General features: G+C 66.0%; 25 protein-coding genes and 2 tRNA genes. 13 read left to right on the forward strand and 14 right to left on the reverse strand.

Annotation, left to right across the window (positions count from 1 at the left end; translation table 11 throughout):
* Nucleotides 1-6: 6 nt before the first annotated feature.
* From C8J25_RS13420 to gap, 5 genes are all read right to left on the reverse strand, one after another.
* Nucleotides 7-336 (reverse strand): type II toxin-antitoxin system PemK/MazF family toxin, encoded by a 330-nt coding sequence (locus tag C8J25_RS13420; protein ID WP_244187087.1) that lies wholly within the window; start codon nt 334-336, stop codon nt 7-9.
* Nucleotides 333-563 (reverse strand): type II toxin-antitoxin system RelB family antitoxin, encoded by a 231-nt coding sequence (relB, locus tag C8J25_RS13425; protein WP_107954875.1) that lies wholly within the window; start codon nt 561-563, stop codon nt 333-335. Before relB ends, C8J25_RS13420 begins: the two co-directional genes overlap by 4 nt.
* Nucleotides 564-611: 48 nt before the next feature.
* On the reverse strand, nt 612-1,802 hold the full coding sequence (locus C8J25_RS13430) for a phosphoglycerate kinase (protein ID WP_107954876.1): 1,191 nt from the start codon (nt 1,800-1,802) through the stop codon (nt 612-614).
* Nucleotides 1,799-2,260 carry an MOSC domain-containing protein gene (locus C8J25_RS13435; RefSeq protein WP_107954877.1) on the reverse strand — a complete coding sequence of 154 codons (462 nt, stop codon included), beginning with the start codon at nt 2,258-2,260 and terminating at the stop codon, nt 1,799-1,801. The genes C8J25_RS13430 and C8J25_RS13435 overlap by 4 nt, the downstream gene beginning before the upstream one ends.
* 133 nt (nt 2,261-2,393) lie before the next feature.
* The gene (gap, locus tag C8J25_RS13440; protein ID WP_056048489.1) at nt 2,394-3,404 is read right to left on the reverse strand and encodes a type I glyceraldehyde-3-phosphate dehydrogenase; all 1,011 of its coding nucleotides are present in this window, start codon (nt 3,402-3,404) and stop codon (nt 2,394-2,396) included.
* A gap of 144 nt (nt 3,405-3,548) precedes the next feature.
* On the opposite strand from gap, the gene C8J25_RS13445 reads away from it, so the two are divergent.
* The 4 genes from C8J25_RS13445 to C8J25_RS13460 all read left to right on the forward strand — a co-directional run bounded on the left by C8J25_RS13445 (nt 3,549) and on the right by C8J25_RS13460 (nt 4,991).
* Complete coding sequence (locus C8J25_RS13445) at nt 3,549-3,743, forward strand: hypothetical protein (RefSeq protein WP_181321090.1); 195 nt, start codon at nt 3,549-3,551, stop codon at nt 3,741-3,743.
* Nucleotides 3,743-4,066 (forward strand): cell division protein ZapA, encoded by a 324-nt coding sequence (locus tag C8J25_RS13450; RefSeq protein WP_060524686.1) that lies wholly within the window; start codon nt 3,743-3,745, stop codon nt 4,064-4,066. The genes C8J25_RS13445 and C8J25_RS13450 overlap by 1 nt, the downstream gene beginning before the upstream one ends.
* Nucleotides 4,067-4,260: 194 nt before the next feature.
* A complete protein-coding gene (locus C8J25_RS13455; protein WP_107954878.1) occupies nt 4,261-4,794 on the forward strand; it encodes a 5-formyltetrahydrofolate cyclo-ligase in 534 nt (177 codons plus the stop codon).
* The gene (locus C8J25_RS13460; protein WP_056048481.1) at nt 4,791-4,991 is read left to right on the forward strand and encodes a DUF2842 domain-containing protein; all 201 of its coding nucleotides are present in this window, start codon (nt 4,791-4,793) and stop codon (nt 4,989-4,991) included. The genes C8J25_RS13455 and C8J25_RS13460 overlap by 4 nt, the downstream gene beginning before the upstream one ends.
* 288 nt (nt 4,992-5,279) lie before the next feature.
* Here the strand turns inward: C8J25_RS13460 and C8J25_RS13465 are convergent.
* From C8J25_RS13465 to C8J25_RS13475, 3 genes are all read right to left on the reverse strand, one after another.
* Nucleotides 5,280-5,356, reverse strand: a tRNA-Asp gene (locus C8J25_RS13465).
* A 99-nt stretch (nt 5,357-5,455) separates the two neighbouring features.
* Nucleotides 5,456-5,532 (reverse strand) — tRNA-Asp (locus C8J25_RS13470).
* Nucleotides 5,533-5,586: 54 nt separating this feature from the next.
* The gene (locus tag C8J25_RS13475) at nt 5,587-6,735 is read right to left on the reverse strand and encodes an AI-2E family transporter (RefSeq protein ID WP_107955024.1); all 1,149 of its coding nucleotides are present in this window, start codon (nt 6,733-6,735) and stop codon (nt 5,587-5,589) included.
* Nucleotides 6,736-6,907: 172 nt separating this feature from the next.
* On the opposite strand from C8J25_RS13475, the gene glpK reads away from it, so the two are divergent.
* Entirely contained in the window at nt 6,908-8,392 is a 1,485-nt protein-coding gene (gene glpK, locus C8J25_RS13480; protein ID WP_107954879.1) for a glycerol kinase GlpK, read from the forward strand.
* Nucleotides 8,393-8,548: 156 nt separating this feature from the next.
* On the opposite strand, the gene C8J25_RS13485 is transcribed toward glpK, so the two are convergent.
* Nucleotides 8,549-10,300, reverse strand: a complete 1,752-nt coding sequence (locus tag C8J25_RS13485) for a class I adenylate-forming enzyme family protein (protein ID WP_244187088.1) — start codon at nt 10,298-10,300, stop codon at nt 8,549-8,551.
* Between the two features lie 148 nt (nt 10,301-10,448).
* Here C8J25_RS13485 and C8J25_RS13490 point away from each other — a divergent pair, with 148 nt between their 5' ends.
* The 6 genes from C8J25_RS13490 (at nt 10,449) to C8J25_RS13515 (ending at nt 18,519) form a co-directional block, all read left to right on the forward strand.
* Nucleotides 10,449-11,669 carry a serine hydrolase domain-containing protein gene (locus C8J25_RS13490; RefSeq protein ID WP_107954880.1) on the forward strand — a complete coding sequence of 407 codons (1,221 nt, stop codon included), beginning with the start codon at nt 10,449-10,451 and terminating at the stop codon, nt 11,667-11,669.
* A 96-nt stretch (nt 11,670-11,765) separates the two neighbouring features.
* Nucleotides 11,766-13,811, forward strand: coding sequence for a 3-hydroxyacyl-CoA dehydrogenase NAD-binding domain-containing protein (locus tag C8J25_RS13495; RefSeq protein ID WP_107955026.1), 2,046 nt, complete (start codon nt 11,766-11,768; stop codon nt 13,809-13,811).
* Nucleotides 13,812-13,848: 37 nt separating this feature from the next.
* A complete protein-coding gene (locus C8J25_RS13500) occupies nt 13,849-15,153 on the forward strand; it encodes an amidase family protein (protein ID WP_107954881.1) in 1,305 nt (434 codons plus the stop codon).
* Between the two features lie 4 nt (nt 15,154-15,157).
* Nucleotides 15,158-16,339 carry an acyl-CoA dehydrogenase family protein gene (locus C8J25_RS13505; RefSeq protein ID WP_107954882.1) on the forward strand — a complete coding sequence of 394 codons (1,182 nt, stop codon included), beginning with the start codon at nt 15,158-15,160 and terminating at the stop codon, nt 16,337-16,339.
* 91 nt (nt 16,340-16,430) lie between these two features.
* Nucleotides 16,431-17,558 carry an acyl-CoA dehydrogenase family protein gene (locus tag C8J25_RS13510; RefSeq protein ID WP_107954883.1) on the forward strand — a complete coding sequence of 376 codons (1,128 nt, stop codon included), beginning with the start codon at nt 16,431-16,433 and terminating at the stop codon, nt 17,556-17,558.
* A gap of 73 nt (nt 17,559-17,631) precedes the next feature.
* Complete coding sequence (locus tag C8J25_RS13515; protein WP_107954884.1) at nt 17,632-18,519, forward strand: acyl-CoA thioesterase; 888 nt, start codon at nt 17,632-17,634, stop codon at nt 18,517-18,519.
* A gap of 9 nt (nt 18,520-18,528) precedes the next feature.
* Here the strand turns inward: C8J25_RS13515 and C8J25_RS13520 are convergent, their stop codons facing one another.
* Together C8J25_RS13520 and C8J25_RS13525 are read right to left on the reverse strand one after the other, a co-directional pair.
* Nucleotides 18,529-20,187 carry an amidohydrolase gene (locus tag C8J25_RS13520; protein WP_244187090.1) on the reverse strand — a complete coding sequence of 553 codons (1,659 nt, stop codon included), beginning with the start codon at nt 20,185-20,187 and terminating at the stop codon, nt 18,529-18,531.
* 149 nt (nt 20,188-20,336) lie between these two features.
* Nucleotides 20,337-21,191, reverse strand: coding sequence for an NAD(P)-dependent oxidoreductase (locus tag C8J25_RS13525; RefSeq protein WP_107954885.1), 855 nt, complete (start codon nt 21,189-21,191; stop codon nt 20,337-20,339).
* 57 nt (nt 21,192-21,248) lie between these two features.
* On the opposite strand from C8J25_RS13525, the gene C8J25_RS13530 reads away from it, so the two are divergent.
* Both C8J25_RS13530 and C8J25_RS13535 read left to right on the forward strand, forming a co-directional pair.
* Nucleotides 21,249-22,508: a threonine ammonia-lyase gene (locus C8J25_RS13530; protein WP_107954886.1), complete on the forward strand. Its 1,260-nt coding sequence runs from the start codon at nt 21,249-21,251 to the stop codon at nt 22,506-22,508.
* A 127-nt stretch (nt 22,509-22,635) separates the two neighbouring features.
* Nucleotides 22,636-23,412, forward strand: coding sequence for an arginyltransferase (locus tag C8J25_RS13535; RefSeq protein ID WP_107954887.1), 777 nt, complete (start codon nt 22,636-22,638; stop codon nt 23,410-23,412).
* Nucleotides 23,413-23,647: 235 nt separating this feature from the next.
* Here C8J25_RS13535 and C8J25_RS13540 read toward each other — a convergent pair whose 3' ends face one another.
* From C8J25_RS13540 to C8J25_RS13550, 3 genes are read right to left on the reverse strand one after another with little or no spacing between them, the layout of a single operon-like run.
* Nucleotides 23,648-24,457, reverse strand: coding sequence for a transglutaminase family protein (locus tag C8J25_RS13540; protein WP_056048451.1), 810 nt, complete (start codon nt 24,455-24,457; stop codon nt 23,648-23,650).
* Complete coding sequence (locus tag C8J25_RS13545) at nt 24,457-25,392, reverse strand: alpha-E domain-containing protein (protein ID WP_056048449.1); 936 nt, start codon at nt 25,390-25,392, stop codon at nt 24,457-24,459. The genes C8J25_RS13540 and C8J25_RS13545 overlap by 1 nt, the downstream gene beginning before the upstream one ends.
* Nucleotides 25,392-26,912, reverse strand: coding sequence for a circularly permuted type 2 ATP-grasp protein (locus C8J25_RS13550; protein ID WP_107955028.1), 1,521 nt, complete (start codon nt 26,910-26,912; stop codon nt 25,392-25,394). The genes C8J25_RS13545 and C8J25_RS13550 overlap by 1 nt, the downstream gene beginning before the upstream one ends.
* Nucleotides 26,913-26,988: the final 76 nt, after the last annotated feature.

Raw genomic sequence — 26,988 nt, forward strand, 5'->3', positions numbered from 1 at the left:
CCTGTCTTAAAGTTCGAGCCAGCGGCGCAGCGCGTCGTCGACCCGGGTCATGGTGGTGATGGGTATCGTACCGATAATCTTGACGATCTTGTTGCGGTCGAGCGTATCAACTTTGTCGATCTGGATCTCGCTATCGCGAAATAGGCCGGTTTCCGCCGATGCCTCGAGCGACACGCGAAACAGGTTCGTCCCGCTAATGACGCTGGTCAGCGGGCACAGAGAAACCGTCGCGTGATCTGCAAAAAGGTCTGATTGGACCACAAGAAAGGGGCGCGGCTTGCCAGAGAAATCGCCCTTGCCCGCCCCGACGACGATCATACCGCGGACGAATTTCATGCAGGGGGCGTCCCGATGAGTGCGTCCCAATCCTCTTCACCTGCCTGCCTATCGTGATCAGCCGCCGCGAGCGACTGACGCCGTGCCTCCGCCAGGAATGCATCGTCGTGGCGTTCGACATAGCGTCGCACGGCTTCGCGTGCGATATCGCTCTTGCTGCGCCCTTGGGTGCGCGCAACCGCCGCGAGTCGCTCTTCGAGTTCGCTATCGAGCCTGACGCCGAGCATCCGAGTCTCCGTTTAACATGTTAAACTTAGCTCGGACGCACACGTATTTCAACCGCGGAGCGCGGCGACCCCGGGAAGCGTCTTGCCTTCCATCCACTCAAGAAACGCGCCGCCCGCCGTCGAGACGAACGTGAACGCGTCCGCGACGCCAGCGTGGTTGAGCGCCGCAACCGTATCGCCGCCACCCGCGACCGAGACGAGCGATCCGCCTTCGGTGAGTGCCGCAGCGGTCTTGGCGAGCGCGACGGTCGCCTTGTCGAACGGCGGCGTCTCGAACGCACCGAGCGGACCATTCCACACCAACGTGCGGCAATTCTTGAGCACGTCCCCGAGCGACTCGACGGCGGCCGGCCCGACGTCGAGGATCATCTCGTCGGCGGCGACTTCGTGGACGTTGACGGTGCGGGTGGCGGGGTTCGGCTTGAACTCCTTAGCGACCACGACGTCGTACGGCAGGTGAACCGTGCAGTTCGCCTTGTCCGCAGCTTCCATGATCTGTTCGCAAACGCTCGCAAGCTCATGCTCGCAAAGGCTTTTGCCGACATCGACGCCGCGCGCCGCGAGGAAAGTGTTCGCCATGCCGCCGCCGATGATCAAATGATCCACCTTGGTGACGAGATGCCGCAGCACGTCGAGCTTCGACGACACCTTCGCGCCACCAACCACAGCCGCGACCGGATGCTCGGGCTCGCCGAGTGCCTTCTGGAGCGCGTCGAGTTCGGCTTCCATCGCGCGGCCGGCAAAAGCTGGCAGGACGTGGGCAAGGCCTTCGGTCGAAGCATGTGCGCGGTGTGCGGCGGAGAAGGCGTCGTTGACGTACAGGTCACCGAGACTCGCGAACCGGGTCACCACCGCCGCGTCGTTCGTTTCCTCGCCGCCGAAGAAGCGCGTGTTCTCCAGCACCGCGATGTCGCCGGGCTCTAGTGTCGCGACCGCGTCGTCGGCGCCTTCCCAATCAATGTAGCGGACTTCGCGGCCGAGCACTTCGCTGTACGGCTTCACGACCTGCGACAGCGAGAATTCGGGGCTCGGCACCCCCTTCGGACGACCGAAATGCGCGAGGACGAGGACGATCGCACCCTTGTCGGCAAGCTCGCCGACGGTCGCGACGGTCGCGCGCAGGCGGGTGTCGTCGGTGACGCGACCCTCGGCCATCGGCACGTTGAGGTCTTCGCGGACGAGCACGCGCTTGCCCTGGATATCGCCCATATCATCGAGCGTCTTGAATGGCTTGGTCATGGTTCTTCGATCCTGATCTCATCACCGACGGCGATGCTGCCGCCCATCAAAACTCGGGCGCACGCCCCGCCCCGCCAGTCGCGCGTCAGCGCGGCGAACAATCCTGGCGCCAACGCGTCCATGCGGTCGCACGGATCGGTGTGGCGCGTCACCTCCAACACGACGTCGGCGCCGATGCGGAGCCGCGTGCCGGGTATCTGGGGAAGATCGAAGCCGTCGACGAGCAGGTTCGCACGGCGCTCGTACCACGGAATATCGCGCCCGACTTCAGCCATCGCGGCGTCCCAGTCGCCACGTTCGAGCAACGTAACCTGCCGCCGCCCCTTGCCACCGGGCTTCACGCGACCGCGGAAGTCGCCGTGCAGGCCAGCCTCGATGGTGATCTCGACATCGTCGATGACCTCCATCGGAGCTTTCGCGCGGGGGTGGCGCGCGATGCCGGCGATTGTGCCAGCCATCGTTGAGGCCGGAGCCTGAGCCACCGCTCCCTCCCCGTTCGTGTCGAGCGCAGTCGAGACACCATCTGTCACGGGAGACGACTTCTCGACTGCGCTCGAAGCGAACGGAACAGGAGACGCATAGATCGCGAGCTTAGATGAACTTCGCCATCGCCGTCGCCGTATCGACCATGCGGTTCGAGAAGCCCCACTCGTTGTCGTACCAGCTGACGACACGGACCAGCTTGCCGTCGATCACCGCGGTCTCCAGGCTGTCGATCGTCGACGACGCCGGGGTATGCTGGAGATCGATCGAGACGAGCGGCTCGTCCGACCAGTCGAGCACGCCGACCAGCGGGCCGCTCTCGGAGGCCGCCTTCAGCACCGCATTCACCTCTTCACGCGTCGTATCGCGCGACGGCGTGAAGGTCAGGTCGATCAGCGAAACGTCCGGCACCGGCACGCGGATCGCCGAACCGTCGAGCTTGCCCTTCAGCTCCGGCAGCACTTCGGCAACCGCACGAGCAGCACCCGTCGTGGTCGGGATCATCGACATCGCCGCAGCGCGTGCGCGACGCAGGTCGGGGTGGATCTGGTCGAGGATCTTCTGGTCGTTGGTGTACGCGTGCACGGTCGTCATCAGGCCACGCTCGATGCCGATCGCATCGTTCAGCACCTTGGCGACGGGCGCGAGGCAGTTGGTCGTGCACGACGCGTTCGAGACGATCGTGTGCTCGGCGGTCAACTTGTCGTGGTTGACGCCGTAGACGACGGTCAGGTCGACGTTCTTGCCCGGTGCGGAGATCAGCACCTTTTTGGCACCCGCATCGAGATGCTTCTGGCAGCTCGCCTTGTCGGTGAAGAAACCGGTGCATTCCAGCACGATGTCGACGCCCAACTCAGCATGCGGCAGGTTCGCGGGGTCGCGCTCGGCAGTGACGCGGATGCGCTTGCCGTCGACGACCAGCTCGTTGCCTTCGGCCGAAACCTCACCCGGATACTTGCCGTGCACGCTGTCGCGCTTGAACAGCCAGGCGTTCGACTTGGCATCGCCGAGATCGTTGATCGCGACGAGTTCGAGTGCGCCATTCGACTGTTCGAGTACCGCGCGGGCGACGAGACGGCCGATGCGCCCGAAACCGTTGATCGCAACCTTGACCGTCATTGCTGTATCTCCGCTACGCCCGCGAGTCCGTTCCGGGCGCGCAGCCTTTGCGGGGCGGTGGGGCGCCCTGTCAACACCGTGGATGGTGATGGGTTTCGCCTAAACCGACTTGTCGCACCCCCCGTCCATGCTATCTCGCATGGCATGTCAGAAACACTTCCCGACGGACCAACCGCCGTCGAACGGATCGATGCCGCGATCGCACGGATCGAATCCGCCATTGCAGCCCGCACCGAAGCCGGCGACGCGCTCGCCAAGCGCCACGCCGCCCTCAAGGCGCGGATGGCCGAAGCCGTCGCCGCGCTCGACGACGTCATCACGCGCGGGAGCCCCAACTGATGGCCCAGGTCATGCTCGATATCGGCGGCCGTCCCCACGCCGTCGCCTGCCGTGACGGCGAAGAGTCGCGCGTCCGCCTGCTGGGCGCGATGGTCGCCGAACGCTGGGCGACCGCGGACCGCGCGGCGGGCGGCCTCAGCGCTGAACGCGCGATGCTGTTCGTCGCGCTGATGCTCGCCGACGACCTCGACGAAGCCGCGCACCGGCCGCCCGAAGGCTCGGCGGTCAGCGAGATCGCACTGACGCGGATCGCAGATCGTCTCGAAGGGCTCGCCCAGGTTCTCGAACGTACGCCCCTTGAGCTTAGCCCGCCCAACGCCTAGATTGGCCGTGGCGGGTTCTGCCCGGTACGAGCCTTTATTATCCCTGAGGCTATTCATCATCCATAGGGGGCTGTCCCTGTTAGGATCCTGGTCCGAAGCACATGGTCCCCACCTGACGTACCGTGCGTCAGTGGATAACCCGGCACACGGCCATGGTGGGCCCGCCACACCACCATTTTCAAGGTCTCAAGCGCATGACCGACAAGAGCGCGCTGAGAGCCTCGCTCCGCGCCGCGCGGGAAGCGCACCCGCCGGTCGAGCTTCCTGTGCCGTCGGCGTTTCTGGCACGGCTGAAACCCGGATTGACGGTCGCCTCCTACGTCCCGTTCGGCGGCGAGGCCGATCCCTCGCCCTTCGCGCGCGCTGCCGTCGATGCCAGATGCGCCATCGCCCTGCCCCATGTCGTCCGCCGCTCGCTGCCGATGCGGTTCCTGTCCTGGGCGACCGAGGCGGCGCTGATCGCCGGACCGTTCGGGTTGCACCAGCCCGCGGAGGACGCCGCCGAACTCGAACCCGACATCATCCTGACGCCACTCGTCGGCTTCGATCGCCGCGGCAATCGAATCGGCCAGGGTGCCGGCTATTACGACCGCGCCTTCCTTGCCCACCCGAACGCGTGGCGCGTCGGGGTTGCGTTGTCGGTGCAGGAGGTCGAGACGCTGACCCCAGACCCGTGGGACGTCCCGCTCCACGCCATCGCCACCGAATCAGACTGGATCACGCCATGACGCCAACCTGGCGCAAACCCGTCGGGATGCTCGGTATCCTGCTCCTGATCCTGGTGTGGTGCGTGGCTATCGTCAGCTTGTCGAACATCGTCGGCAGCTGGCACTGGCTGGGGCAGTTGGTATTCTACCTGTTCACCGGCCTGATCTGGATCGCCCCGCTGAAGCCGGTCCTGCGCTGGATGGAGCTTGGGCGGTAACCCAGCCCCGCCCGTCGGCTCCCTCAGCCGATGCGCTCCGCCGCCCCCTTCCGTTCGTCCTGAGTAGCCATCGAGTAGTCGCCGTAGGCGGCGTATTGAGATGGCGTATCGAAGGACAGGTTGGCGCGCTGAACCCACGCTTCGATATGAGCCCTCGATAAGCTCCTGACGGAGCTACTCGGTCTCTACTCAGCACGAACGGTGTGGGGGAGATGGTCCTGACCTGGCAGTCGGACTAGATGCTCGCAGCATCCAAAATCTTGAAGGATCTCAGCCACCCCATTAGGGTGGCGCGAGTGACGGGACTCGAACCCGCGACCTCCGGCGTGACAGGCCGGCGCTCTAACCAACTGAGCTACACCCGCATTCCCAATGACGAACCCTAGCGACCCTAAGGCCACGCGGGAAGGCTCGTCAAAACCTTTAACACTATCCCGAACCATCCACCCGGTCAGGGCAAACGATGGCGCGAGTGACGGGACTCGAACCCGCGACCTCCGGCGTGACAGGCCGGCGCTCTAACCAACTGAGCTACACCCGCTGAAACAGCGTGGAGGCGGCAACTAGGCGAGGGTTCGGATACCGTCAACCCAAATTATCCGCCAGTTTCACGTTGTGCCTCGGGCGGGTCCCCGCGACGACGATTTCGCCCGGCCTTGGGCTGGACCAGCGTCCCGTGCTCGAACAGGAACCCGGCGATATCGGGCTTGCCAGCGGCCTTCACGATCGTCTGGATGATGATCAGCAGCGGAACCGCGAGCAGTGCGCCCGACGTGCCCCACACCCATCCCCAGAAGCTCAGCGAGATCAGGATCAGCAACGGGCTGATCGTCAGCCGGTGGCCGACCACGAACGGCGTGATCGCGTTCGCCTCGACCAGGTGCAACCCGTACATCAACGCCGGCGGCAGCATCGCCATCCAGATGTCGGAGAACGTCATCAGCCCGCCCAACGCGAGCAGGAACGCGCCGATCACCGGCCCGAAATACGGAATGTAGTTCAGCAGCGCGACGATCCCGCCCCACATCGCCGGATACGGCATGCCGATGAACCACAACGCGGTCCCAGTGACGATCCCGAGAACGATATTGATCAGCGTGATCGTGCCGAGATAGGCGGACACGTCGTCGACGATATCCTGGATGACGCGGGCGGTCGCCATCGCCCCGTCGAAGCTGGTCCGCCCGGTGATCGTCTGCCGCCGCATCCGCGTCCACCCCGACAGAAAGAAGAACACGATCAGGACACCGAACAGGAACTGTACGATAACCGCCGGCGCCGACGTCGCGGCGAGTTCGAGGATCGAGCCCGGCGCGGCGACGCCAGCGGTTGCCGGCTGCTTGATCGGGGTCGACGCAACCTGCCGAAGCGTCTTGTTCACGTATTTCTCGAGGCTCGAATACAAATCGAGCAACGGTGCGAGGTTGCTCTGGATCCGGTCCAACCGCGTCGGCAGCAAACGGAAGAAGTCGGTCGCAGGCACAAGGATCGCGGCGATCGCGATGTTCGCCGCAATCAGGAACACCAGAAGACACAATATCGCGGCAAGCGGCGAAGGAACATGCCGCCGCTCGAGCCATTCGAGCACCGGCACCAAGGCAACGGAAATCACCAGGGCGATCGTGAGCGGGAGGAAGAACTCCGCTCCGGATTTCAACGCGAACGGCGTCGCGAGTATGAGCCCGACACCCGCGGTCAGCGTCAGCGCCGCCAGCAATCGATCGCGGCGCTGAGCGATTCGCATCGCATCCTCGACCCCGACCGCGATCGGCAGCCCGAACGCACTCTCGGCCGGCGGACCTTCGGTAACGGCGCTGTCCCCGCCTTGCGGCTGGTTCGTTTCGTGGCGAAGGCCCTCGTCCGTCATGGCATTTTCCTTTGTTTCCCCATCCCGTAATCGTGGCTAGCATTCAAGCATGCCGAACGACGCCAATGATCTAATTCTCGTCATCGACGAGGGCACAACCTCCACCCGCGCGATGCTGTTCGCCACCGACGGCCGCTGCATCGCCAGCGAAGCCCGCGCGCTCGACCAGAAATACCCCCGCGCCGGCTGGGTCGAGCATGACGCCGCCGAGATCTGGCGCAAGACGCTCCGCGTGACCGCGGCGATGGTCGCGCAGGCGGGCGGCGCGCACCGGATCGCCGGGATTGGGATCACCAACCAGCGCGAGACTATCGTCTTCTGGGACCGCGTGACCGGCGAACCGCTGGCGCCCGCAATCGTCTGGCAGGACAGGCGTACCGCCGCGACCTGCCGGCACCTGCGTGACCAAGGCCACGAAGCCGAGGTCCAGGCCAAGACCGGTCTTCTCCTCGACCCATATTTCTCCGCCTCGAAGATCGGCTGGGCCATCCGGGAATGGCCCCAGCTCGCCGACGCGGGAGCGCGCCTTGCGATCGGCACGGTCGACAGCTGGCTGATCTGGAAATTGACCGGCGGGTTGCACGTGACCGACGCCACCAACGCCTCGCGCACCGCCTTGATGGACGTGCACACCGGCGACTGGGACGACGGGCTATGCGCGCTGTTCGGCGTGCTGCGCGCGGCGTTGCCCGAGATCGTCGATTGCGCCGGACGATTCGGCGAAACGACCGCATTCGGCGCGGCGATCCCGATCTGCGGCATCGCAGGCGACCAGCAGGCAGCCGCGATCGGCCAGGCCTGCCTTGCACCCGGCCAGACGAAGGCAACGTTCGGCACAGGCGCGTTCATCCTCACCCACGCCGGAGCGACACCGCGGACTTCGGGCCACCGGATGCTGTCGACGGTCGCGTGGCAGCTCGGCGGCGAGCGCGCCTATGCGCTGGAGGGGTCGGTGTTCGTCGCCGGCAGCCTCGTCCAGTGGCTCCGCGACACGCTAGGCCTGATCGGCACGGCGGCCGAAACCGAAGCGCTGGCCCGCAGCGTGCCCGACACCGGCGGCGTGTATCTCGTCCCCGCCCTTAGCGGCCTCGGGGCGCCGTGGTGGGAACCGGACGCCCGCGCGAGCATTTCGGGACTGAGCTTTGCCACCGGCAAGGCGCACGTCGCCCGCGCGGCACTAGAGGCGATGGCGTACCAGGCGCACGACCTGAAGACCGCCTTCGCCGCCGACGGCATCGACTGGCACAGCCTGCGAATCGATGGCGGCATGGTCGCCAACGACTGGATGGCGCAGGACATGGCGGATCTGCTGGCGATCGAGGTCGAGCGGCCGAAATTTGCGGAGACGACCGCATTGGGCGCGGCAATGCTGGCTGGGGTGGGTGCGGGGCTGTTCGGAGGGCCGGAGGAGGCGACGGCCATGCGCGGCGAGGTCGAGACGTTCACGCCGTCGCTAGGGGAGGACGAGCGGCAGGCGCGACTGGCGGGATGGAAGGCTGCGGTCGATGCGGTCGTCGCAGGGTCGAAGCGCTAGAACCGATCGCGCGCCGCAACCCCAACCACCACTCCGGCGGAGGCCGGGGCCCAGTTAGGGAACGTCGCTAACGTAGGACAACGCGTCGTTACCACGGCCTTCCCGACTGGACCCCGGCCTCCGCCGGGGAGGCGCGCCTGGCCAGGCATGCTGCGGCTAAGCCACCACCCCCACCCGGTCCGCAAACAACACCTGCAGGTCCTTCTTCAAGATCTTCCCATTCGCATTCCGCGGCAAAGTCTCATGCACGAAGCGCACGGCGACCGGCGTCTTGAACGCCGCTAGATGTTGCCGCACCCAGCTCTGCAACTCCGCCTCGGTCGTCACCGCACCCGGCGCGAGGTGCACCACCGCCGCGGGCTCCTCCCCCAAAATACGATGTGGAATGCCGATCAGCGCCGCGTCGGTCACCGCGGGGTGCGCGTAGAGGACGTTCTCGACCTCGCTGGAGTATATGTTCTCGCCGCCACGAATGATCATGTCCTTCGCGCGGTCTACTATGTAGCAAAATCCCTCGTCATCCAGCCGCGCCAAGTCTCCGGTGCGGACCCAGCCGTCGACGAAGGTCGATGCGGTCGCGTCTGGCTTATTCCAATAGCCTTTCACGATCATCGGGCCGCGCGCCCATAGCTCGCCGACCTCGCCCAGAGGCACATCCGTCACGCCGTCGTCCGCCATGATCTTCAGGTCGGCAGCCGCGACTGGTGGCCCCGCGCTGGTTGGGCGGTTGAGGTAATCCTCACCCCCGTGATGCGTGACGGTCGCCATCGTCTCGGTCATGCCCCAGCCATTGCCTGGCATCGCGCCGAACTCGGCATGGATGCGCTTCACCAGTTCGGGCGCAGCGGGCGCGCCGCCATAGGCGATCGATTCGAGCGACGAGAGGTCGTAGCGGCCACGATCGGGATGCTCGAGCAACTGCCACGCGATCGTCGGCACGCCCCCGGTGATGTTGACCTTCTCGCGCTCGATGATCTCCATCGCGCGGATCGTGTCCCATTTACGCATGAAGATCATCGTGCTGCCGGTCGCGATCACCCCCATCATCCCCGCCGAGCAGGCAGTGACGTGGAACAGCGGGATCACCGTCAGCGTCACGCGCGGCGTCGGCTCCGGCGGTGCCTCGCCACGGCGCAGGAACGAGCGGGCGGAGGAATAGCCGCCGGACATGATGTTCGACATCATGTTGCGGTGCGTGCCGAGTGCCCCCTTGGGCGCGCCGGTGGTGCCGCTGGTGTAGAAGATCGTTGCATCGTCGTCGGGTGCGATCGTTGCCTCCGGAAGGCCGACATCGGGTAGTGCAGCCCAGTCGTGCGGGGTGCCGATCACGTCCTCCAGCCGCGTCACGATCCCGGTCAGCGGCTCCGCGGCCCGCGCGACGAACACGTGCTCCAGCGCCAGCAACGTCGCGTAGGCCGCCTCCAGCCGATGATGTCGCTCGTCGTCAGTGATCAGCACGCGCGCGCCCGAATCGGCTAAGCCGTATTCCATCTCCGCGCCGGTCCACCACGCATTGAGCGGCACCATGATCGCGCCGATGCTCGCACCCGCAAAGAACGCAACCGGCCATTCGGGCAGGTTGCGCATCGCCAGCGCGACGCGGTCGCCGGGACCGATTCCCATTTCGCGCAACCGGTGCGCCAGTACCGCGATCGCGCGAAAGTTCGCCTCGTAGGTGACGCGCTCGTCCTCGTATGCGGTGAAGACCCGCTCGCCATGCGCGCGCGCCGCCTCGGCCAGCCAGCGCAGCGACGGCGGCGCGTTCTTCCATATGCGCGTCTCGATGCCGTCGATCGTCAGCATCTCCATCTCGAACTTCGCGCCGGGCGCGGTCAGCATTCGCTCGGCATCGGCGAGCGATATCGCCGGCCAGGAGGGATCGATTGCGATGATCGGTTCGCTTGCCAAGACCGGTTGACTCCAGAGTTGAATTTCGGGTTTGGCTTATCGCCTGTTCGAAGACAGGTTATAGTTGATTCCTGCCGCACTCAAGGCAATAGAGGCACCAAGTTCGAACTAGGGGTATGGAGCGGGTCATGGCACGGACGGTCGAATCGTGAAAATCGCTGAACCTGCCGCGCACGGCTTCGATGCGAGCCGGTTGGCGGCGATCGATACGCTGCTCCGGACGCGCTATATCGATTCGGGCAAGCTGCCGAACGCGCAATTGCTGATCGCGCGCGACGGCGAGATCGTCCATTTCTCGAACGCGGGCGCGGCGCGCGAAGGCGGCAAGAGCGTCGACGAAGGATCGCTGTTCCGGATCGCGTCGATGACCAAGCCGATCACCTCGGTCGCGTTCATGATGCTGGTCGAGCAGGGCCTCGTCGCGGTCGATACACCGGTCCACCACGTGCTGCCCGAGTTCAAGGATATCGGCGTCTATGATGGCGGTGGGGGCGGCGTGCCGTTCGTGACCAGGCCGACCGCGGAGCCGATGCGGATGGTCGACCTTCTCCGCCACACCTCGGGGCTGACCTATAGTTTCCAGAACCGCTCGAACGTCGATGCCGCTTACCGCGACGGCAAGATCGAGGGCTGGCATGGCGGGTATGACCTCGACGGCTTCATCGGCGCGCTGGCCAAGATCCCGCTCGAATTCTCGCCCGGCACCGCGTGGAATTATTCGGTCGCGACCGACGTGGTCGGCGCGGTCGTGCAGCGCGTGTCGGGCCTGCCGCTCGACCAGTTCTTCAAGACACGCATCTTCGCGCCGCTGAAGATGGACGACACCTTCTTCCAGGTTCCCTCCGACAAGCTCGACCGGTTGACCGATTGCTACACGCTCGCGCCGGGCAAGGGCCGCGTGATGTACGATCGCGGCGCGGAGAGTGCGTGGAGCCGGCAGCCCAAGCTCGTGTCCGGCGGCGGCGGGCTCGTCTCGACCGCGCTCGATTATCACCGGTTCAATACGATGCTGCTGAACGGGGGCGAACTCGACGGCGCGCGGATTCTCGGGCGCAAGACGCTGGACCTGATGACGCAGAACCATCTGCCCGGAAAATCCGATCTCGCGGCGATGTCGAAGTCGCTGTTCAGCGAGGCGTCAAACGCGGGCACCGGCTTCGGGCTCGGGTTCGCGATCACCGACGACGTCGCGAAGACGATGGTGCCGGGGTCGAAGGGCGAATTCTACTGGGGCGGGATGTTCTCGACCGCGTTCTTCGTCGACCCCGTCGAGCGGCTGTCGATGGTGTTCATGACACAGCTTTCGCCGAGCAGTTTCTATCCCATCCGCCGCGAACTGAAGACGATGATCTACGCGGCGATGACCTGAGTTTCCGTTCTCCTGCGCACGCAGGAGTCCAGTATCACACAGGGCTGCCGATGCGGCCCTGGGCTCCTGCTTTCGCAGGAGAACAAGGAGAATATGATGACCTCGTCAACGACCACTGGCCCGATCCGCACCGAACGCCATGACGACGTGCTCGTCATCATCTCGAACAATCCTCCCGTCAACGCGCTCGGCGCCGCGGTCCGGCAGGGTCTCGAAGCGGCGATCAAGGAAGGCGTTAACGACGACAGCATCACCGCGATGGTGATCCGCTGCGACGGCCGCACGTTCTTCGCGGGTGCCGACATAACCGAGTTCGGCAAGGAAATGGTCGAGCCCGGCCTGCCGACCGTCGTCGACATGATCGAGGCCTCGTCGAAGCCCGTCGTCGCCGCGATCCACGGCACCGCACTCGGCGGTGGCTGCGAAGTGACGCTCGGCTGCCATTACCGCGTCGCCGTGCCCTCGGCGAAGATCGGCACGCCCGAGGTGAAGCTTGGCCTGCTCCCCGGCGCGGGTGGCACGCAGCGTATCCCGCGGATCGCCGGCGTGAAGCTCGCGCTGGAGATGACCGCGAAGGGCGATCCGATCTCGGCGAAGAAGGCGCTCGACGCCGGGCTGATCGACAAGATCGTCGGTGAGGATTCGCTTGAGGCCGATGCCGTCGCCTTCGCGCGCGAGATCGCGACCAAGCGTCCCCTGCCCCGTGCGTCCGAGAAGACCGCGCAGGCCGATCCGGATGCCGTGGCCGCGTTCAAGAAGGAGAATGCGCGCCGCTTCCGGAACTTCGACGCGCCCGCCGCAAACATCGCCTGCGTCGAGAAGGCTGCCGACGGATCGAGCTTCGAAGAGGGCATCGCGTTCGAGCGCCAGGAGTTCATGAAGCTCATGATGGGCGTGCAGTCAGCCGCACAACGCCACATCTTCTTCGCCGAACGCCAAGCCGCCAAGATCGACGACGTCCCCGCGGACACCAAGCTCCGCGAGATCAAGCGCGTCGGCGTGATCGGTGCGGGCACGATGGGCGGCGGCATCTCGATGAACTTCCTGTCCGCGGGCATCCCCGTGACGATCGTCGAGATGCAGCAGGACGCGCTCGACCGGGGCACCGGCGTCGTGCGCAAGAACTACGAGGCGACCGCCGCCAAGGGCCGGATCAAGCCCGAGCAGGTCGAGCAAGCGATGAGCGCGCTGAAGCCGACGCTCGATTTCGCCGATTTCGCCGAATGCGACCTGATCATCGAGGCGGTGTACGAGACGATGGAGGTGAAGAAGGAGATCTTCACCAAGCTCGACGCGATCGCCAAGCCGGGCGCGATCCTGGCGTCGAACACCTCGTACCTCGACATCGACGCGATCGCCGCCTGCACGAAGCGGCCCGAGGACGTGGTCGGCATGCACTTCTTCTCGCCCGCCAACGTGATGAAATTGCTCGAAGTCGTACGCGGCGACAAGACCGCGGACGATGTGCTGGCGACCGTCATGGCGCTCGCGAAGAAGATCAAGAAGGTCGCTGTCGTTGCCGGCGTTACGTACGGGTTCATCGGCAACCGCATGCTGATGCCGCGCCAGGTCGAGGCGACCAAGCTGCTGCTGGAAGGCGCGAGCCCGGAGCAGATCGACAAGGTCCATGTCGCGTTCGGGATGCCGATGGGGCCGTTCCAGATGAGCGATCTCGCGGGCGTCGACATCGGCTGGCATCGCGATCCGAGCCGGATCGAGAACATCCGCGATGCGCTGGCGGCGGAGAATCGCTGGGGCCAGAAGACCAAGGCCGGCTTTTACGATTACGACGAGAAGCGGACGCCGTCGAACTCGGCGCGGGTCACGGAGATCATCGACGATTTCCGCAAGAAATCCGGCGTGACGCCGCGCGAGATCAGCGACGAGGAGATCGTCGTGCGGACGCTCTACACGATGGTGAACGAAGGCGCGCTGATCCTCGAAGAGGGCAAGGCACAGCGCGCGTCGGACGTCGATGTGGTGTGGATCTATGGATATGGCTGGCCGGTGTACCGCGGCGGGCCGATGTTCTGGGCGCAGTCCGAGGGCTTGGCCAAGGTTGTCGCGGGGCTCGAGAAATACGGGTTCCCGGTGGCGAAGTCGCTGAAGGATGCCGCGGCATCGGGCGGTCGGTTGAAGTGATCGGTCGCGGTCGTTTCCTGCCGGTGGTCGCACGCTGATGGAGCGGTCCGCGCTCCAGACGGCGGCGGCGATCCGTGCGGGCGAGACGACCGCGCTCGCCGCGTGCGACGCGGCGATCGCGCGGATCGAGGCTTGCGACGGTGCGATCAACGCCGTCGTCGTCCGCGATTTCGTGCGGGCGCGGGAGGCGGCGCGGGCGCTCGATGCGGAGGGTCCGGACGACCGGCCGCTGTTCGGCGTCCCGATGACGGTCAAGGAATCGTTCGACGTCGCCGGCTTGCCTACCAGCTGGGGAGTCGGGGTCCACCGTGACAATATCGTCGACCGCGATGCCGTGGCCGTCACGCGGCTGAAGGCGGCGGGCGCGGTGATCCTCGGCAAGACCAACGTGCCGGTGCGGCTGAGCGACTGGCAGGCGGATAATCCGATTCATGGCCGGACGAATCATCCCATCGACCCGACGCTGACACCCGGCGGATCGTCGGGTGGTGCCGCGGCGGCGCTCGCGTCGGGGATGGTACCGCTCGAGCTCGGCTCGGACATCGGCGGCTCGATCCGTGTGCCGGCCGCGTTCTGTGGCGTCTGGGGGCACAAGCCTACTTATGGCGCCTTGTCCGATCTCGGCCACCGCGTGCCCGGCACCGATGGGGCGAGCGCCAATCTTGGCGTCATTGGTCCGTTGGCGCGCAATCCGGAGGATCTGGCCGTTGCGCTTGACGTCCTAGCCGATCTTCCGCTGTCTCGCCCGAGCGTCGACCTTTCCCGGCCGCGCATCCTGTTGCTGACCGCGCATCCCTCGGCACGCGTCGATTCGTCGATCGTCGGCGCGATCGGGCGCGTCGGTGAAGCCCTCGCCGCGGCCGGCGCCATCATTTCAAGCGCACCCCCGCCGATCGACCTCGCTGCTCAGCATGCCGACTATATGCGGATGCTCGGCATCGCGATGACCCGCGGCGGACCCGCGCGCGACGGCAAGGTCGCGACGCTGTCGCACTGGTTCGACCTGCTCGACTCGCAGGCGCGGATGCAACGCGCATGGGGCGCGCTGTTCGAGCGGTTCGACGCGGTGATCGCGCCGGCGAGCGGCGTGAACGCCTTCGCGCATATCGCCGAGCGCAACGTCGCGCGGCGCACGCTGTCGATCGATGGCGAGGATACCCCGTTCGGCGTCCAGTTCGCCTGGGCGGGCCTCGCCACCTTCCCCAATCTGCCCGCGACCAGCGTGCCCGTCGGGACCGACCCGCGCGGCCTGCCGATCGGCGTGCAGGTCATTACCAACCGTTACCGCGACCACGACGCGATCGCCGTCGCCGCGCTGTGCAATCGACTAAGCAGGAGCTGATCCGATGTCCGACCTCGATACTTTCCGGTCCGAAACGCGTGCGTGGCTCGCGGAGAATTGCCCGCCCGAGATGCGCAAACCGGTGCGCTCGGAGGACGACGTCTGCTGGGGCGGGCGGCAGTTCAAGCCGTCGTCGCCGGCGCAGAAGGAGTGGCTCGACAAGATGGCCGCCAAGGGCTGGACCGTGCCCGACTGGCCCAAGGCCTATGGCGGCGGCGGTCTGTCGCCCGCCGAAACCAAGATCCTGCGCGAAGAGATGGCGGCAATAAAGGCGCGCAACCCGCTCAATTCGTTCGGGATCTCGATGCTCGGGCCGGCACTACTCAAATACGGCACCGAGGAGCAGAAGCTCCACCACCTGACCAAGATCGCGCGGGGCGAGATCCGCTGGTGCCAGGGGTATTCGGAGCCGAATGCAGGCTCCGACCTTGCCGGGCTCGCGACCTCGGCGGAGGACAAGGGCGACCATTATCTCGTCAATGGGCAGAAGGTGTGGACGTCCTATGCCGACAAGGCCGACTGGATCTTCTGCCTGGTCCGCACCGACAAGACGTCGAAGCAGGGCGGGATCAGCTTCGTGCTGTTCGACATGGCCTCGCCGGGCGTGTCGACCAAGCCGATCCTACTGATCAGCGGCAATTCGCCATTCTGCGAGACGTTCTTCGACAATGTCGAGGTGCCCAAGGTCAACCGCGTCTACGAGGAGAACAAGGGCTGGGACGTCGCGAAGTACCTGCTCGGGCATGAGCGCGAGATGATCTCGGGGATGGGGCTGGCATCGAGCGGCGGCAATCCCTTGATCGATGGCGCGATCGCAACCGTGGGCCTCGGGCATGACGGGCGGCTCGCAGATCCGTTACTGCGCGCGTCGATCGCGCTGTTCGAGGTGCGCGCGAAGGCGTTCGGGGCGATGTCCGAGCGGTTCATCGACGAGTTAAAGGCGGGCAAGGCGCACCCGGCTCAGCCGAGCATGATGAAATATTACGGGACCGAACTGAACAAGGGTCGTTACGAATTGATGATGGCCGCGGGCGGTTCGGACGCGCTCGAATGGGACAGCGAGCGGTCGCGCGGCGGGGCGATCCCACGGTCGTGGCTGCGGACCAAGGCGAACTCGATCGAGGGCGGGACGAGCGAGATCCAACTCAACATCATCGCCAAACGGATCCTGGAACTGCCTGCCTGACCTTTGACCGTTCTCCCGCGAAAGCGGGAGCCCAGAATCACGAACGCTGCGCGTGGGGCTCCTGGGCCCCCGCCTCCGCGGGGGAACCAGAATGCCACTGTATCTAGACGACGACCAGACCGTCCTTCAGGACACCATTCGCGATTTCGTCGCGGAGCACGCTCCCGTGAGCCACATGCGGGCGTTGCGCGATGCCGACGACGCGACTGGCTTCTCACGCGACCTGTGGAAGCAGTTCGCCGAGATGGGCTTTACCGGCATCCTGATCGGCGAGGACCAGGGCGGGCTCGGGCTCGGCCATGTCGAGGCGGGCGTGGTGCTGGAGGAGATCGGGCGGAACCTGTCCCCCTCCCCGTTCCTCTCCACCGCGGTTGCCGCAGTCGAAGCGCTCAAGGGCACGGGGCAGGCCGAACGCTGGTTTCCGGGGATCATCGCCGGCGAGACCGTCGCGGCGCTGGCGATCGACGAGGGTGCCAAGCACCGCGACACCGTGGCGATGACCGCCGAACGCTCGGGCAACGGGTTCAAGCTGACCGGCGCGAAGCGGTTCGTGACGCATGGCCACACCGCTGATTTGATTATTGTCGCGGCGCGCACCGGTGGCAGCGCCAACGATACGGACGGCATCACGTTGTTCGCCGTGCCGAAGGACGCTGCCGGACTGAGCGCGAACGCCGAGCGGTTGGCTGATTCGAGCTTGGCCGCGCGGTTGGAATTCGAGGGTGTCGAGGTCGATGCGGATGCGGTGATCGGTGAGGTCGATGCGGGGCGCACGCCTCTCGACCGCCTGCTCCGCGCAGGGCGGACCGGCGCTTCGGCGGAACTGCTCGGCGTCGGTAGTGGGGCGATGGACATGACCATCGGCTATATGAAGGAGCGCAAGCAGTTCGGGACGCTGATCGGCAGCTTCCAGGCGCTCCAGCACCGTGCCGCGCATCTGTATTCGGAGATGGAGGTGGCGCGGGCCGCCGTTCTCAAGGCGCAGCAGTTGCTCGACCAGGGTAGCGATCGTGCGGACGAGGCGGTGTCGGTGGCCAAGGCGATGACCGCGCTGGCGACGACGCTCAGCGTGCAGGAGGGCGTGCAGATGCATGGCGGGATCGGCATGACCGACGAATACGACATCGGCTTCTACATGAAGCGCGCGCGGGTGCTGGCGGAGATGTTCGGGGATGCGAACTTCCATGCGGATCGGTTGGCCGTAGCCGCGGGGTATTGACCGTAGGGTGTGCTCCCGCGAAGGCGGGGGCCTAGTCTGGGCACCCGCCTTCGCGGGTGAACAAGGAAGTCAGATGCCTGCTGAAACTGCCGACGTAACGCCCGAAGTACTCGCACAAGGCTTGGTCGACCTACTCGAGATCGAGGAAGTCGACACCGACCTGTATGTCGGCAAGCGCCAGCCGGGCGGGGTCGGTCGCGTGTTCGGTGGGCAGGTTATCGCGCAGGCGTTGCAGGCCGCGCAACGATCGACCGAGGCGCCCAAGGCCGCGCATTCATTGCACGCGTATTTCATGCGGCCGGGGAACGAGGATTATCCGATCGTCTACCGCGTGGTGCGCGACTTCGAGGGCCGGAGCTTCGCCACACGGCGCGTGATCGCGATGCAGAAGGGGCAGCCGATCCTCAACATGGCGGCGTCGTTCCAGACGCCTGAGGACGGACTCCATCATCAGGATGCGATGCCCGATGTCGCGCCGCCCGAAGACCTGCGCTCCGATCGCGAGCTACGCCTGGAGAGCATCGACGGCATCCCCGAGAAGTTCCGCGCGCACATGCTGCGCCAGCGCCCGATCGAGATCCGTCCGGTCAACCCGCGCAGTTGGATCGAGCCCGTTCCGCAACCCGCGGCCCATGCCAACTGGTTCCGCCTCGTCGCGCCGATCGGCGACGATCCGGCGATGCACCGCGCGATCCTGTCCTATGCGTCGGACATGGCGTTGCTCGGTACCGCGCTGCTGCCGCACGGCGTCAACTGGATCACGCCGGGGCTGCAGACCGCGAGCCTCGATCATTCGCTCTGGCTGCACGAGGATTTCCGCGCGGACGACTGGCTGCTCTACGCCTGCGACGCACCGTGGTCCGGACATGCCCGCGGGTTCAACCGCGGGCGTATCTTCTCGCGCGACGGCCGGCTCGTCGCCAGCGTCGCGCAGGAGGGGTTGATCAGGATGCGCCAGTAACCCGCGCGGTTACTTGCGCACCCAGACCTTCTCCCCGCCGATCCACGTCTCGCTGACCTTCATCGCGCGCAGGTCGGTCGGCGAGGCCATCGTCGGATCACGGTCAACGACGATAAAGTCCGCACGTTGGCCGGGCGCGAGCGCACCGAACTGCTTCTCGGCGAACCCGGCATAGGCGGCCGCACCGGTCATCGCCCACCACGCCTGTTCGCGCGTGACGAGTTCCTGTGGCTGCCACCCGCCCTGAGGCTGACCATCGGCATCCTGACGCGTGAACGCTGCCGCCCAAGTCGCGAACGGATCGGGCTTCTCGACCGGGAAGTCGGTCCCGAAGGCGAGCTTGGCGCCATTGGTCAGCATCGATTTCCACGCATAGGCGCCGGCCAACCGGTTCGGCCCTAACCGTGCCTCGGCCATCGTCCGGTCGCTGGTTTCGTGCGTGGGCTGCATCGAGGCGATCGTGCCGAACTTGCCGAAGCGCGGCAGGTCGGTCGGATCGACGATCTGCGCATGCTCGATCCGCCAGCGGCGATCGCCGGTATAGGTCTCGCTCTCGACCTGGATCGCGTCGAGCACTTCCCGATTGGCCTTGTCGCCGATCGCATGGACCGCGACTTGGAACCCGTCCATCGCCGCGCGGCTCATCTGATTCTGAAGCTGGTCGTCTGTCAGGAAGCCGAGCCCCGACTGGCCCGGTGCGTCCGAGTAGGGTTTCAGCAGCCACGCGCCGCGCGACCCGAGCGCGCCGTCGGCGTAGAGCTTCACGCCACCCATCCGCAGGTGATCATTGTACAGCCACGGCGTCGGCCCCTTGCCGCCGATCCGGCTCGCGGTTTCGACGCCCATCGCATAGCTCATGATCCGGACGCGAAGCCCGCCGATGTCCGCCATCCGGCGATAGGTGAGCCAGTCGTCGAGGGTGGTGCCCATGTCGGCGACCGCGGTGACGCCGTAGCCCAGCAGGATGCGTTGCGCGGTCAGGAACGCGGCATCGCGCTCCTTGGGAAGCGGCTGCGGCACGATCTTCTCGATTAGCGCCTGCGCGCCGTCGACGAATACGCCCGCGGGCGCGCCGCCGGTCTTCTCGATCCGTCCGCCCGCCGGAGATACGGTCGCGCCGGTGACCCCGGCCTCGCGCATCGCCTCGCGGTTCGCCCAGCCGGCATGCCCATCGGCGCGCGACAGCCAGATCGGGTGGCCGCCGGAAACCGACTCCAGGTCGGCGGCGGTCGGGAAGCGACCCAGCCCCCACGCTTCCTGGTTCCAGCCGCGGCCCAGGACCCATTTGCGATCGGGATTACCAGCGATGTAGGCGGCGATCCGCGACTTCGCCTCGTCGAGCGACTTGGTCATCGACAGGTCGAGCGACAGCGCGCCGAAGCCCATTTCGAGGACATGGCCGTGCGCGTCGATGAAGCCCGGCAACACCGTCTTACCCCCCATGTCGACGCGCCAGTCGTAGAGCGGCTTGCCGGCGTTCTTCTTCAATTCCTTGCGGCTCAGCTTGGGGGCCTCCTCGCCGGGGGGGACGAGACGCGTGACGCGACCATCCTTGTCGACTAGAATCGCCTTGAAGTGGATCACGCGTCCGCCGTCGGCAATGGTGACACCGTTGACGTTGTCGACGATCCCGTCGGCAAGCGCGGGGGTCGGGAGCAGCAATGCCAAGATCAGCGCCGCTCTTGCCCCCCTCCCTGGAAGGGAGGGGTTGGGGGTGGGTCGGCTGGTTGGGGCAGCCTGGTGCCTGGACAATGGGCCAACCCACCCCCGGCCCCTCCCTTTCAGGGAGAGGAGCAGTGCTGTGGTGTTGCGCTTGATCACTTCGGCAATCTCCGTACCAGCGCGCTCGTATCCTGGCGGGCGCCGCCCATCGCCTGAACATCGGCGTAGAATTGATCGACCAGCGCTGCGACCGGCAGAACCGCGCCGTTACGTCGCGCTTCGTCGAGCGCGAGGCCAAGGTCCTTGCGCATCCAGTCGACCGCGAAGCCGAAGTCGAACTCGTCCTTCGCCATCGTCGGCCAGCGATTGACCATCTGCCAGCTCTGCGCCGCGCCGCCCGAGATCGCCTCGAACACCTTGTCGAGATCGAGGCCGGAGTTTTGCGCGAACCGCAGCGATTCGGCGACGCCTTGGATGACGCCGGCGATCGCGATCTGGTTGCACATCTTGGTGGTCTGCCCTGCGCCTGCTTCGCCGACATGGACGATCCGCGCGGCATAGGCCTGCATGAAGGGTTCGGCCTTCGCCATCGCCTCGGCCGAACCGCCGCACATGATCGAGAGCTTGCCGTTCTCCGCGCCAGCCTGTCCGCCCGATACCGGTGCGTCGACGACGAGCGTGCGCTCGCCCGCGAGGCGTCGCGCGATCGAGGCGGAGACGGTGGTGTGATCGACGAACACGGCGTCGTCGCGCATCGCCGCGAACGCGCCGTCGTCGCCTAGAGTGACCGAGGCCAGATCGTCGTCGTTGCCGACGCAGGCGAACACCGCGTCGGCGTCCTTCGCCGCGGCGGCCGGCGTATCGGCAACCTTGCCGCCATATTTATCGGCCCATGCCAACGCCTTGGCCTGAGTCCGATTATAGACGGTGACGTCGTGCCCAGCCGCGGCGAGGTGTCCCGCCATCGGCGCGCCCATGACGCCGGTTCCGATGAATGCCAGTTTTGCCATAGCGTCCGCGCATAAGCGGTGTTTCCCACGCGCGCCAGATGGTCTAGCGGGTCGGACATGGCTACCCACGCTGCCGTAGCGGCACCCACCCTCCCCGTCTCGATCGACGACGTCCGCGTCGCGCATGACCGGATCCGCGACTCGATCGTCCGCACGCCGACGCTGATCAGCAAGACGCTGAGCAAGATGACCGGCGCGACGGTGTATCTGAAGTTCGAGAACTTGCAGTTCACCGCGGCGTACAAGGAGCGCGGGGCGCTCAACACGCTGTTGCAGCTGTCGGCCGAAGCGCGCGCGAAGGGCGTCATCGCCGCGTCGGCGGGCAATCATGCGCAGGGCCTCGCCTATCATGCCAACCGGCTCGGCATCCCGACCACGATCGTGATGCCGACCAACACGCCGACCGTGAAGGTGATGCAGACCGAAGGGCACGGCGCCAACGTCGTGTTGCACGGCGAGACGTTCGACGCGGCCTATGCGCACGCGCGTATCCTCGAGGGCGAGTGCGGGTTCACCTTCGTCCACCCGTTCGACGATCCGCGCGTCATTGCAGGGCAAGGCACCGTCGCGATCGAGATGCTGGAGGACGTGCCGCAACTCGATACTCTGGTCATCCCGATCGGCGGCGGTGGGCTGATCTCGGGCATGTCGACGGTCGCGCGCGCATTGAGCCAGCAGACCGGCGGTCACCCGATCGAAGTCGTCGGCGTGCAGGCCGAGCTGTTCCCGTCGATGTACAACCGGATCAACGGCACCGACATGGCCTGCGCGGGCGATACGCTGGCCGAGGGCATCGCGGTCAAGGAGCCGGGCGCGATCACCTCGAAGATCGTCGCCGAACTGGTCGATGACATCGTTCTTGTCAGCGAGCGCAGCCTTGAGGAATCGGTCAGCCTGCTGCTGCAGATCGAGAAGACGGTCGTCGAGGGTGCGGGTGCCGCCGGGCTCGCCGCGCTGCTGTCGCATCCCCAGCGGTTCGCGGGGAAGACCGTCGGGATCGTGCTGTGCGGGGGCAATATCGATACGCGGCTGCTCGCCAACGTGCTGTTGCGCGATCTGGCGCGGTCGGGGCGTCTCGCACGGTTGCGAATCCGGTTGCAGGACAAGCCCGGCGCGCTGTTCCATGTCGCGCGGATCTTCGACCAGGAACGCGTCAACATCATCGAGATCTATCACCAGCGCGTCTTCACGACGTTGCCGGCGAAGGGCCTGATCACCGACATCGAATGCGAGCTCCGCGACCGCGCGCATCTCGATCGGCTGGTGGGGGCACTGCGGGCTGGCGGTTACGAGACGTCGACCGTCGAGCTGGCATAATCCCATTCTGATACGGTGATTTACCGCGTTAACCGACATTCGTGGTAAACCGATTGCACGTTTGCGCTGGGCGGCCATATACGAGGCGACGCGGCTGATCGCGCCTGCCTGAAGGACTTTCCGCTCGGTGACTGCGCCCTTTCGTTTTCCGCGCTTCTTCGTCACCAGCCCTGCGCCGTGCCCGTATCTGCCGGATCGTCAGGAGCGCAAGGTGTTCACCGAGCTGACCGGTCCGCATGCGAACGAGTTGAACGATGCGCTCGGTCGGATCGGGTTTCGTCGCAGCCAGGGCGTGGCGTATCGGCCGTCTTGCGCGGGGTGCACGGCGTGCGTCTCGGTCCGCGTTGTGACCGACGAGTTCGTGCCCAACGCGACGCAGCGCAAATTGCTGAAGCGGCTCGGCGATATCGAGGTGACCGCCTGCAAGGCGTGGGCGACCGACGAGCAGTTCCAGTTGCTGCGCCGTTACCTCGGGGCGCGGCATCCGGGCGGCGGCATGGCGGGGATGGACGAGGACGACTATGCCGACATGATCGAGCATTCGCCGGTCAATTCGGTGATCGTCGAGTATCGCGAGCCGAGCGTCGACGGCGTTCAGGGCGCGCTGATCGGTGCCTGCCTGACCGATCGCCAGGCGGACGGCCTGTCGATGGTATACAGCTTCTTCGCGGCCGACAACGCGGCGCGACCGGGGCTCGGCAACTTCATCATCATGGACCATATCCTGCGCGCCCGCGATGCCGGGCTACCGTACGTGTATCTCGGATATTGGGTGAAGGGCTCGCCGCGGATGGAGTACAAGACGCGGTATCGACCGCTGGAGGTGCTAGGGCCGGCGGGGTGGCGGCGGTTGGAGGATGCTGATTTGGCGACTCAGGCTGCGCGGGTTGCGGTTTTGGTTTGAAGTTGTAGCTAAAGTAGTTGGATGGCCCGGCGGCCATTCAAAAGCCACCACCCCGGCGAAGGCCGGGGCCTAATTGGGAAACGCTGCTAACTAAGTTCTGCGCTTCGTCACTCCGGCCTTGCCAATTGGGCCCCGGCCTTCGCCGGGGCGGTAATAGCCCAAACCCGAGCGCTTCTTGTTCTCCCGCGAAGGCGGGAGCCCAGTCTGGATCCCCGCCTTCGCGGGGAAACACATCTCAGTCCTCGCGTTGGACCACCACGTCGACGTCGAGCTCCTCGCCACCCTCGCCCAGTCGCGAGCCCGCCACCGGCGCCGCTCCCGCTGCATCGAGCGCCATCGCGACTCGGACGTAATGTTCCTCCGGCGACATCCCCGTGCACGGATCGAAGCCGACCCAGCCGAGCCCGTCGACGAATGCCTCCGCCCAGCCGTGTGGGGTCGGGAGATGCACGACCTCGTGATCGTTGTGATGATAGCCTGACACGTACCGCGCCGGCGCGCCGAGCGATCGCGCGGCGACAGCGAACATCTGCGCCATGTCGCGCGGCGTGGCGCTATCCATGCGAAACGCCGCGGCGGCGGTCCGGCCGGGTTCGGGACGTCCGGCGTCGAATGCAAACCGCTTATGGAACGCTCGGTTCAAACGATGCAACGCGCCGATCCGATCGCGGGCGCCCTCGGCGGCATTGACCGCGAATTTGGCGATTGCTGTATCGAGGACGGTCGCCTCGGTGGACCGGAGGAACAGCGCGGGTGGGAGCGTCTCGTGCACGCCGTGCAGGACGCCGTCGGAATGGCTGGTCAGCACCTCGCCTTTCACGGTGATTTCGATACCGTCGACCGGCCCTTCGGCATACAACATCGTCACCGCGTTGCCGAAACCGTCTCGACCGGGTCGCAGCCGCGCGTCGCAATCGACGTCGATCCGCCACGACGCTACCGTCTGGTCGTGCGTGTTCTCGGGTGTGAGGCGGAGCATCTGCACCAGGCGACCCTGCGGCTGCGCGAAGCGGTAGATCGTGTGATGGTCGATCGACAACCGCATCAGAGGAACTTGAACTGACGGCCGATCGCGCCGTGCAGCAGCGCGTTCTCGGCAATGAACGCCTGCAGATACTGGTGCAGCCCGGAGGCGATGACCTCGCCCGATCGCGTTTTCGCCATCCGCGACGCACGCATCCGAGCCATCCGGTCGGCCTCGCCGTGGTTGCCCGTCCGCTTGGCGAGCAGGTTGAGCACGTCGACGGTCTCCTCAACCGACGCGGCCAGACTGCGTGGTAGTTCGGACCGGGCAAGGAGTAGGTCGATGACATCGGCGGGACGAAGCCCGTCATTGTAGAGCCAGCGATAGGCCGTAACGGCGGACACGGTCTGGAGGATCGTCGTCCACTGGTCACGGTCGATAGCGCCGCCGAGCCGTTCGCCCTCGGGCAGCAGGATGTGGTATTTGACGTCGAGCAGACGCGCGGTGTTGTCTGCGCGCTCGACCGCCTGGCCGAGCCGGATGAACCAGGTCGTCTGGTTGCGGAGCATGCGGTGGACCGCGCCCTCGAAGCCGCGAGTCTCGTTCTTGACCGCCTCTACGAGGTTCAGCTGCGAGGTCGTGCTGCCCGGCGTCGCGCGGTTCTCGAACAGCAGCCATGCGCGGTTGATCGCGGTCCACGCCTCGCGGGTCAGCGCTGTGCGGACCGCTTTGGCATTGTTGCGCGCCATGTCGAGGCAGCGGACGATCGATCCCGGATGGCTCGAATCGAGCGTCAGGAAGCGCACGACGTCGCGCTGGCCGATCTCGACGCCGGTCGCGGCGAAGGCTTCGTCGGTTTCGGTCACGGCGAGCGCAGACGCCCAGGCGGCATCGCCCGAAGGTTGCGACGAGAGCACGTCGAGGCGAACGGTGGCCTCGACGAGCCGGGCGATGAAGTCGGCGCGCTCGAAATAGCGGCCGAGCCAGTAGAGCGAGGATGCGGTGCGCGACAGCATCAGGCGGTCCCGCCCGACGTCTGTGCACCGAGAGTCTGCGTCATGCCGCCCATCGTCTGAGCCATCCCGCCGGCGTTCATCCGCTGTGACTGGTCGGCCATGAGCACGAAGCTGTCCTTGGTGCCGCCGCCCTGGCTGGAATTGACCACCAGCGATCCCTCCTTGAGCGCGACGCGGGTGAGGCCACCGGGTACGACCTGGACTCCTTTTGCACCGCTCAGGACGAACGGGCGGAAGTCGACATGGCGGGGGCTGAGCCCGCCTTGTGCCATCGTCGGGACGGTGGAGAGGGCTAGCGTGGGCTGCGCTATGTAGCGATGGGGTTCGGCGATGAGCGCGGCGCGGAAATCCTCGATCTCCTGCTTCGAGGCGGTGGGGCCGACGAGCATGCCGTAGCCGCCTGAGCCGTCGACCAGCTTGACGACGACGTCTTCGAGATTGTCGAGGACGAACTTGAGCGCCTGCGGTTCGCGGCAGCGCCACGTTTCGACGTTACGCAGCTTGCACTCGCCGCCCGAGTAGAACTTCACGATGTCGGGCATGTAGCTGTAGATCGCCTTGTCGTCGGCGATGCCGTTGCCCGGCGCATTCATGATTGCGACGTTGCCGGCGGCGTAGGCTGCGATCAGCCCGGGGACGCCGAGCGCGGAATCGGGACGGAACACCAGCGGGTCAAGATAATCATCATCGATCCGGCGATAGATCACGTCGACTTTCACCCGCCCCGCGATCGTCCGCATCCAGACGATGTCGTCGTCCACGACAAGATCGGCGGCTTCGACAAGTTCGATTCCCATCGAGTCCGCGAGGAAGCTGTGCTCGTAATAGGCGGAGTTGTAGTGGCCAGGGGTCAGCAGCACGCAGGTCGGGTTCGAGCCCGTGCCGTGCGGCGCGACCGACTTCATCGTCTCGAGCAGCAAATCGGGATAGCTGTCGACGGCCGCGACGCGGAACTCGCGGAACAGTTCGGGGCAGAGACGGAGCATCGCCTCGCGGTTTTCGAGCATGTAGCTGACGCCGGACGGCGTGCGCGCGTTGTCCTCGAGGACAAAGAAGTCGTCGGGGCCGGTGCGGACGAGATCGATGCCGCAGATGTGCGCCCATACGCCGTGGGGAGGACGGATACCGGCGATCTCGGGACGGAACTGCGCGTTCCCGAGCACGAGGTCTTCGGGAAGGATGCCCTCCTTCAGGATACGACGCTCGCCGTAGATATCGTCGAGGAACGCGTTGATCGCCTCGACGCGCTGAACGAGGCCTTCGGAGAGCCGCGTCCATTCGTCGTGGAGGAACACGCGCGGGACGATGTCGAACGGGATGATACGCTCGGCCGCTTCATTCTCGCCGTAGACCGCGAAGGTGATGCCGAGCTGCCGGAACGTCGTCTCGGCAGCTTCCTGCCGGCGTCGCAGCTCGGCGTCGGGCGTATCCTCGATCCACTTGCCGAGAGCCGCCAGTTCGGGCCGGGCGGTCGTGTCGCCCGGTGTGCCCATGATCTCGTCGAACGCTTGTTTCCCCATCGAAACGGTCAATTCCCCATCAAGCGTTGCGGTTCCATGCTGCAACGCATCGCTGCGCTGCACAAGGTCTGAATGT

The sequence above is a fragment of the Sphingomonas faeni genome, assembly GCF_003053745.1.
GTDB classification, from domain to species: domain Bacteria; phylum Pseudomonadota; class Alphaproteobacteria; order Sphingomonadales; family Sphingomonadaceae; genus Sphingomonas; species Sphingomonas faeni.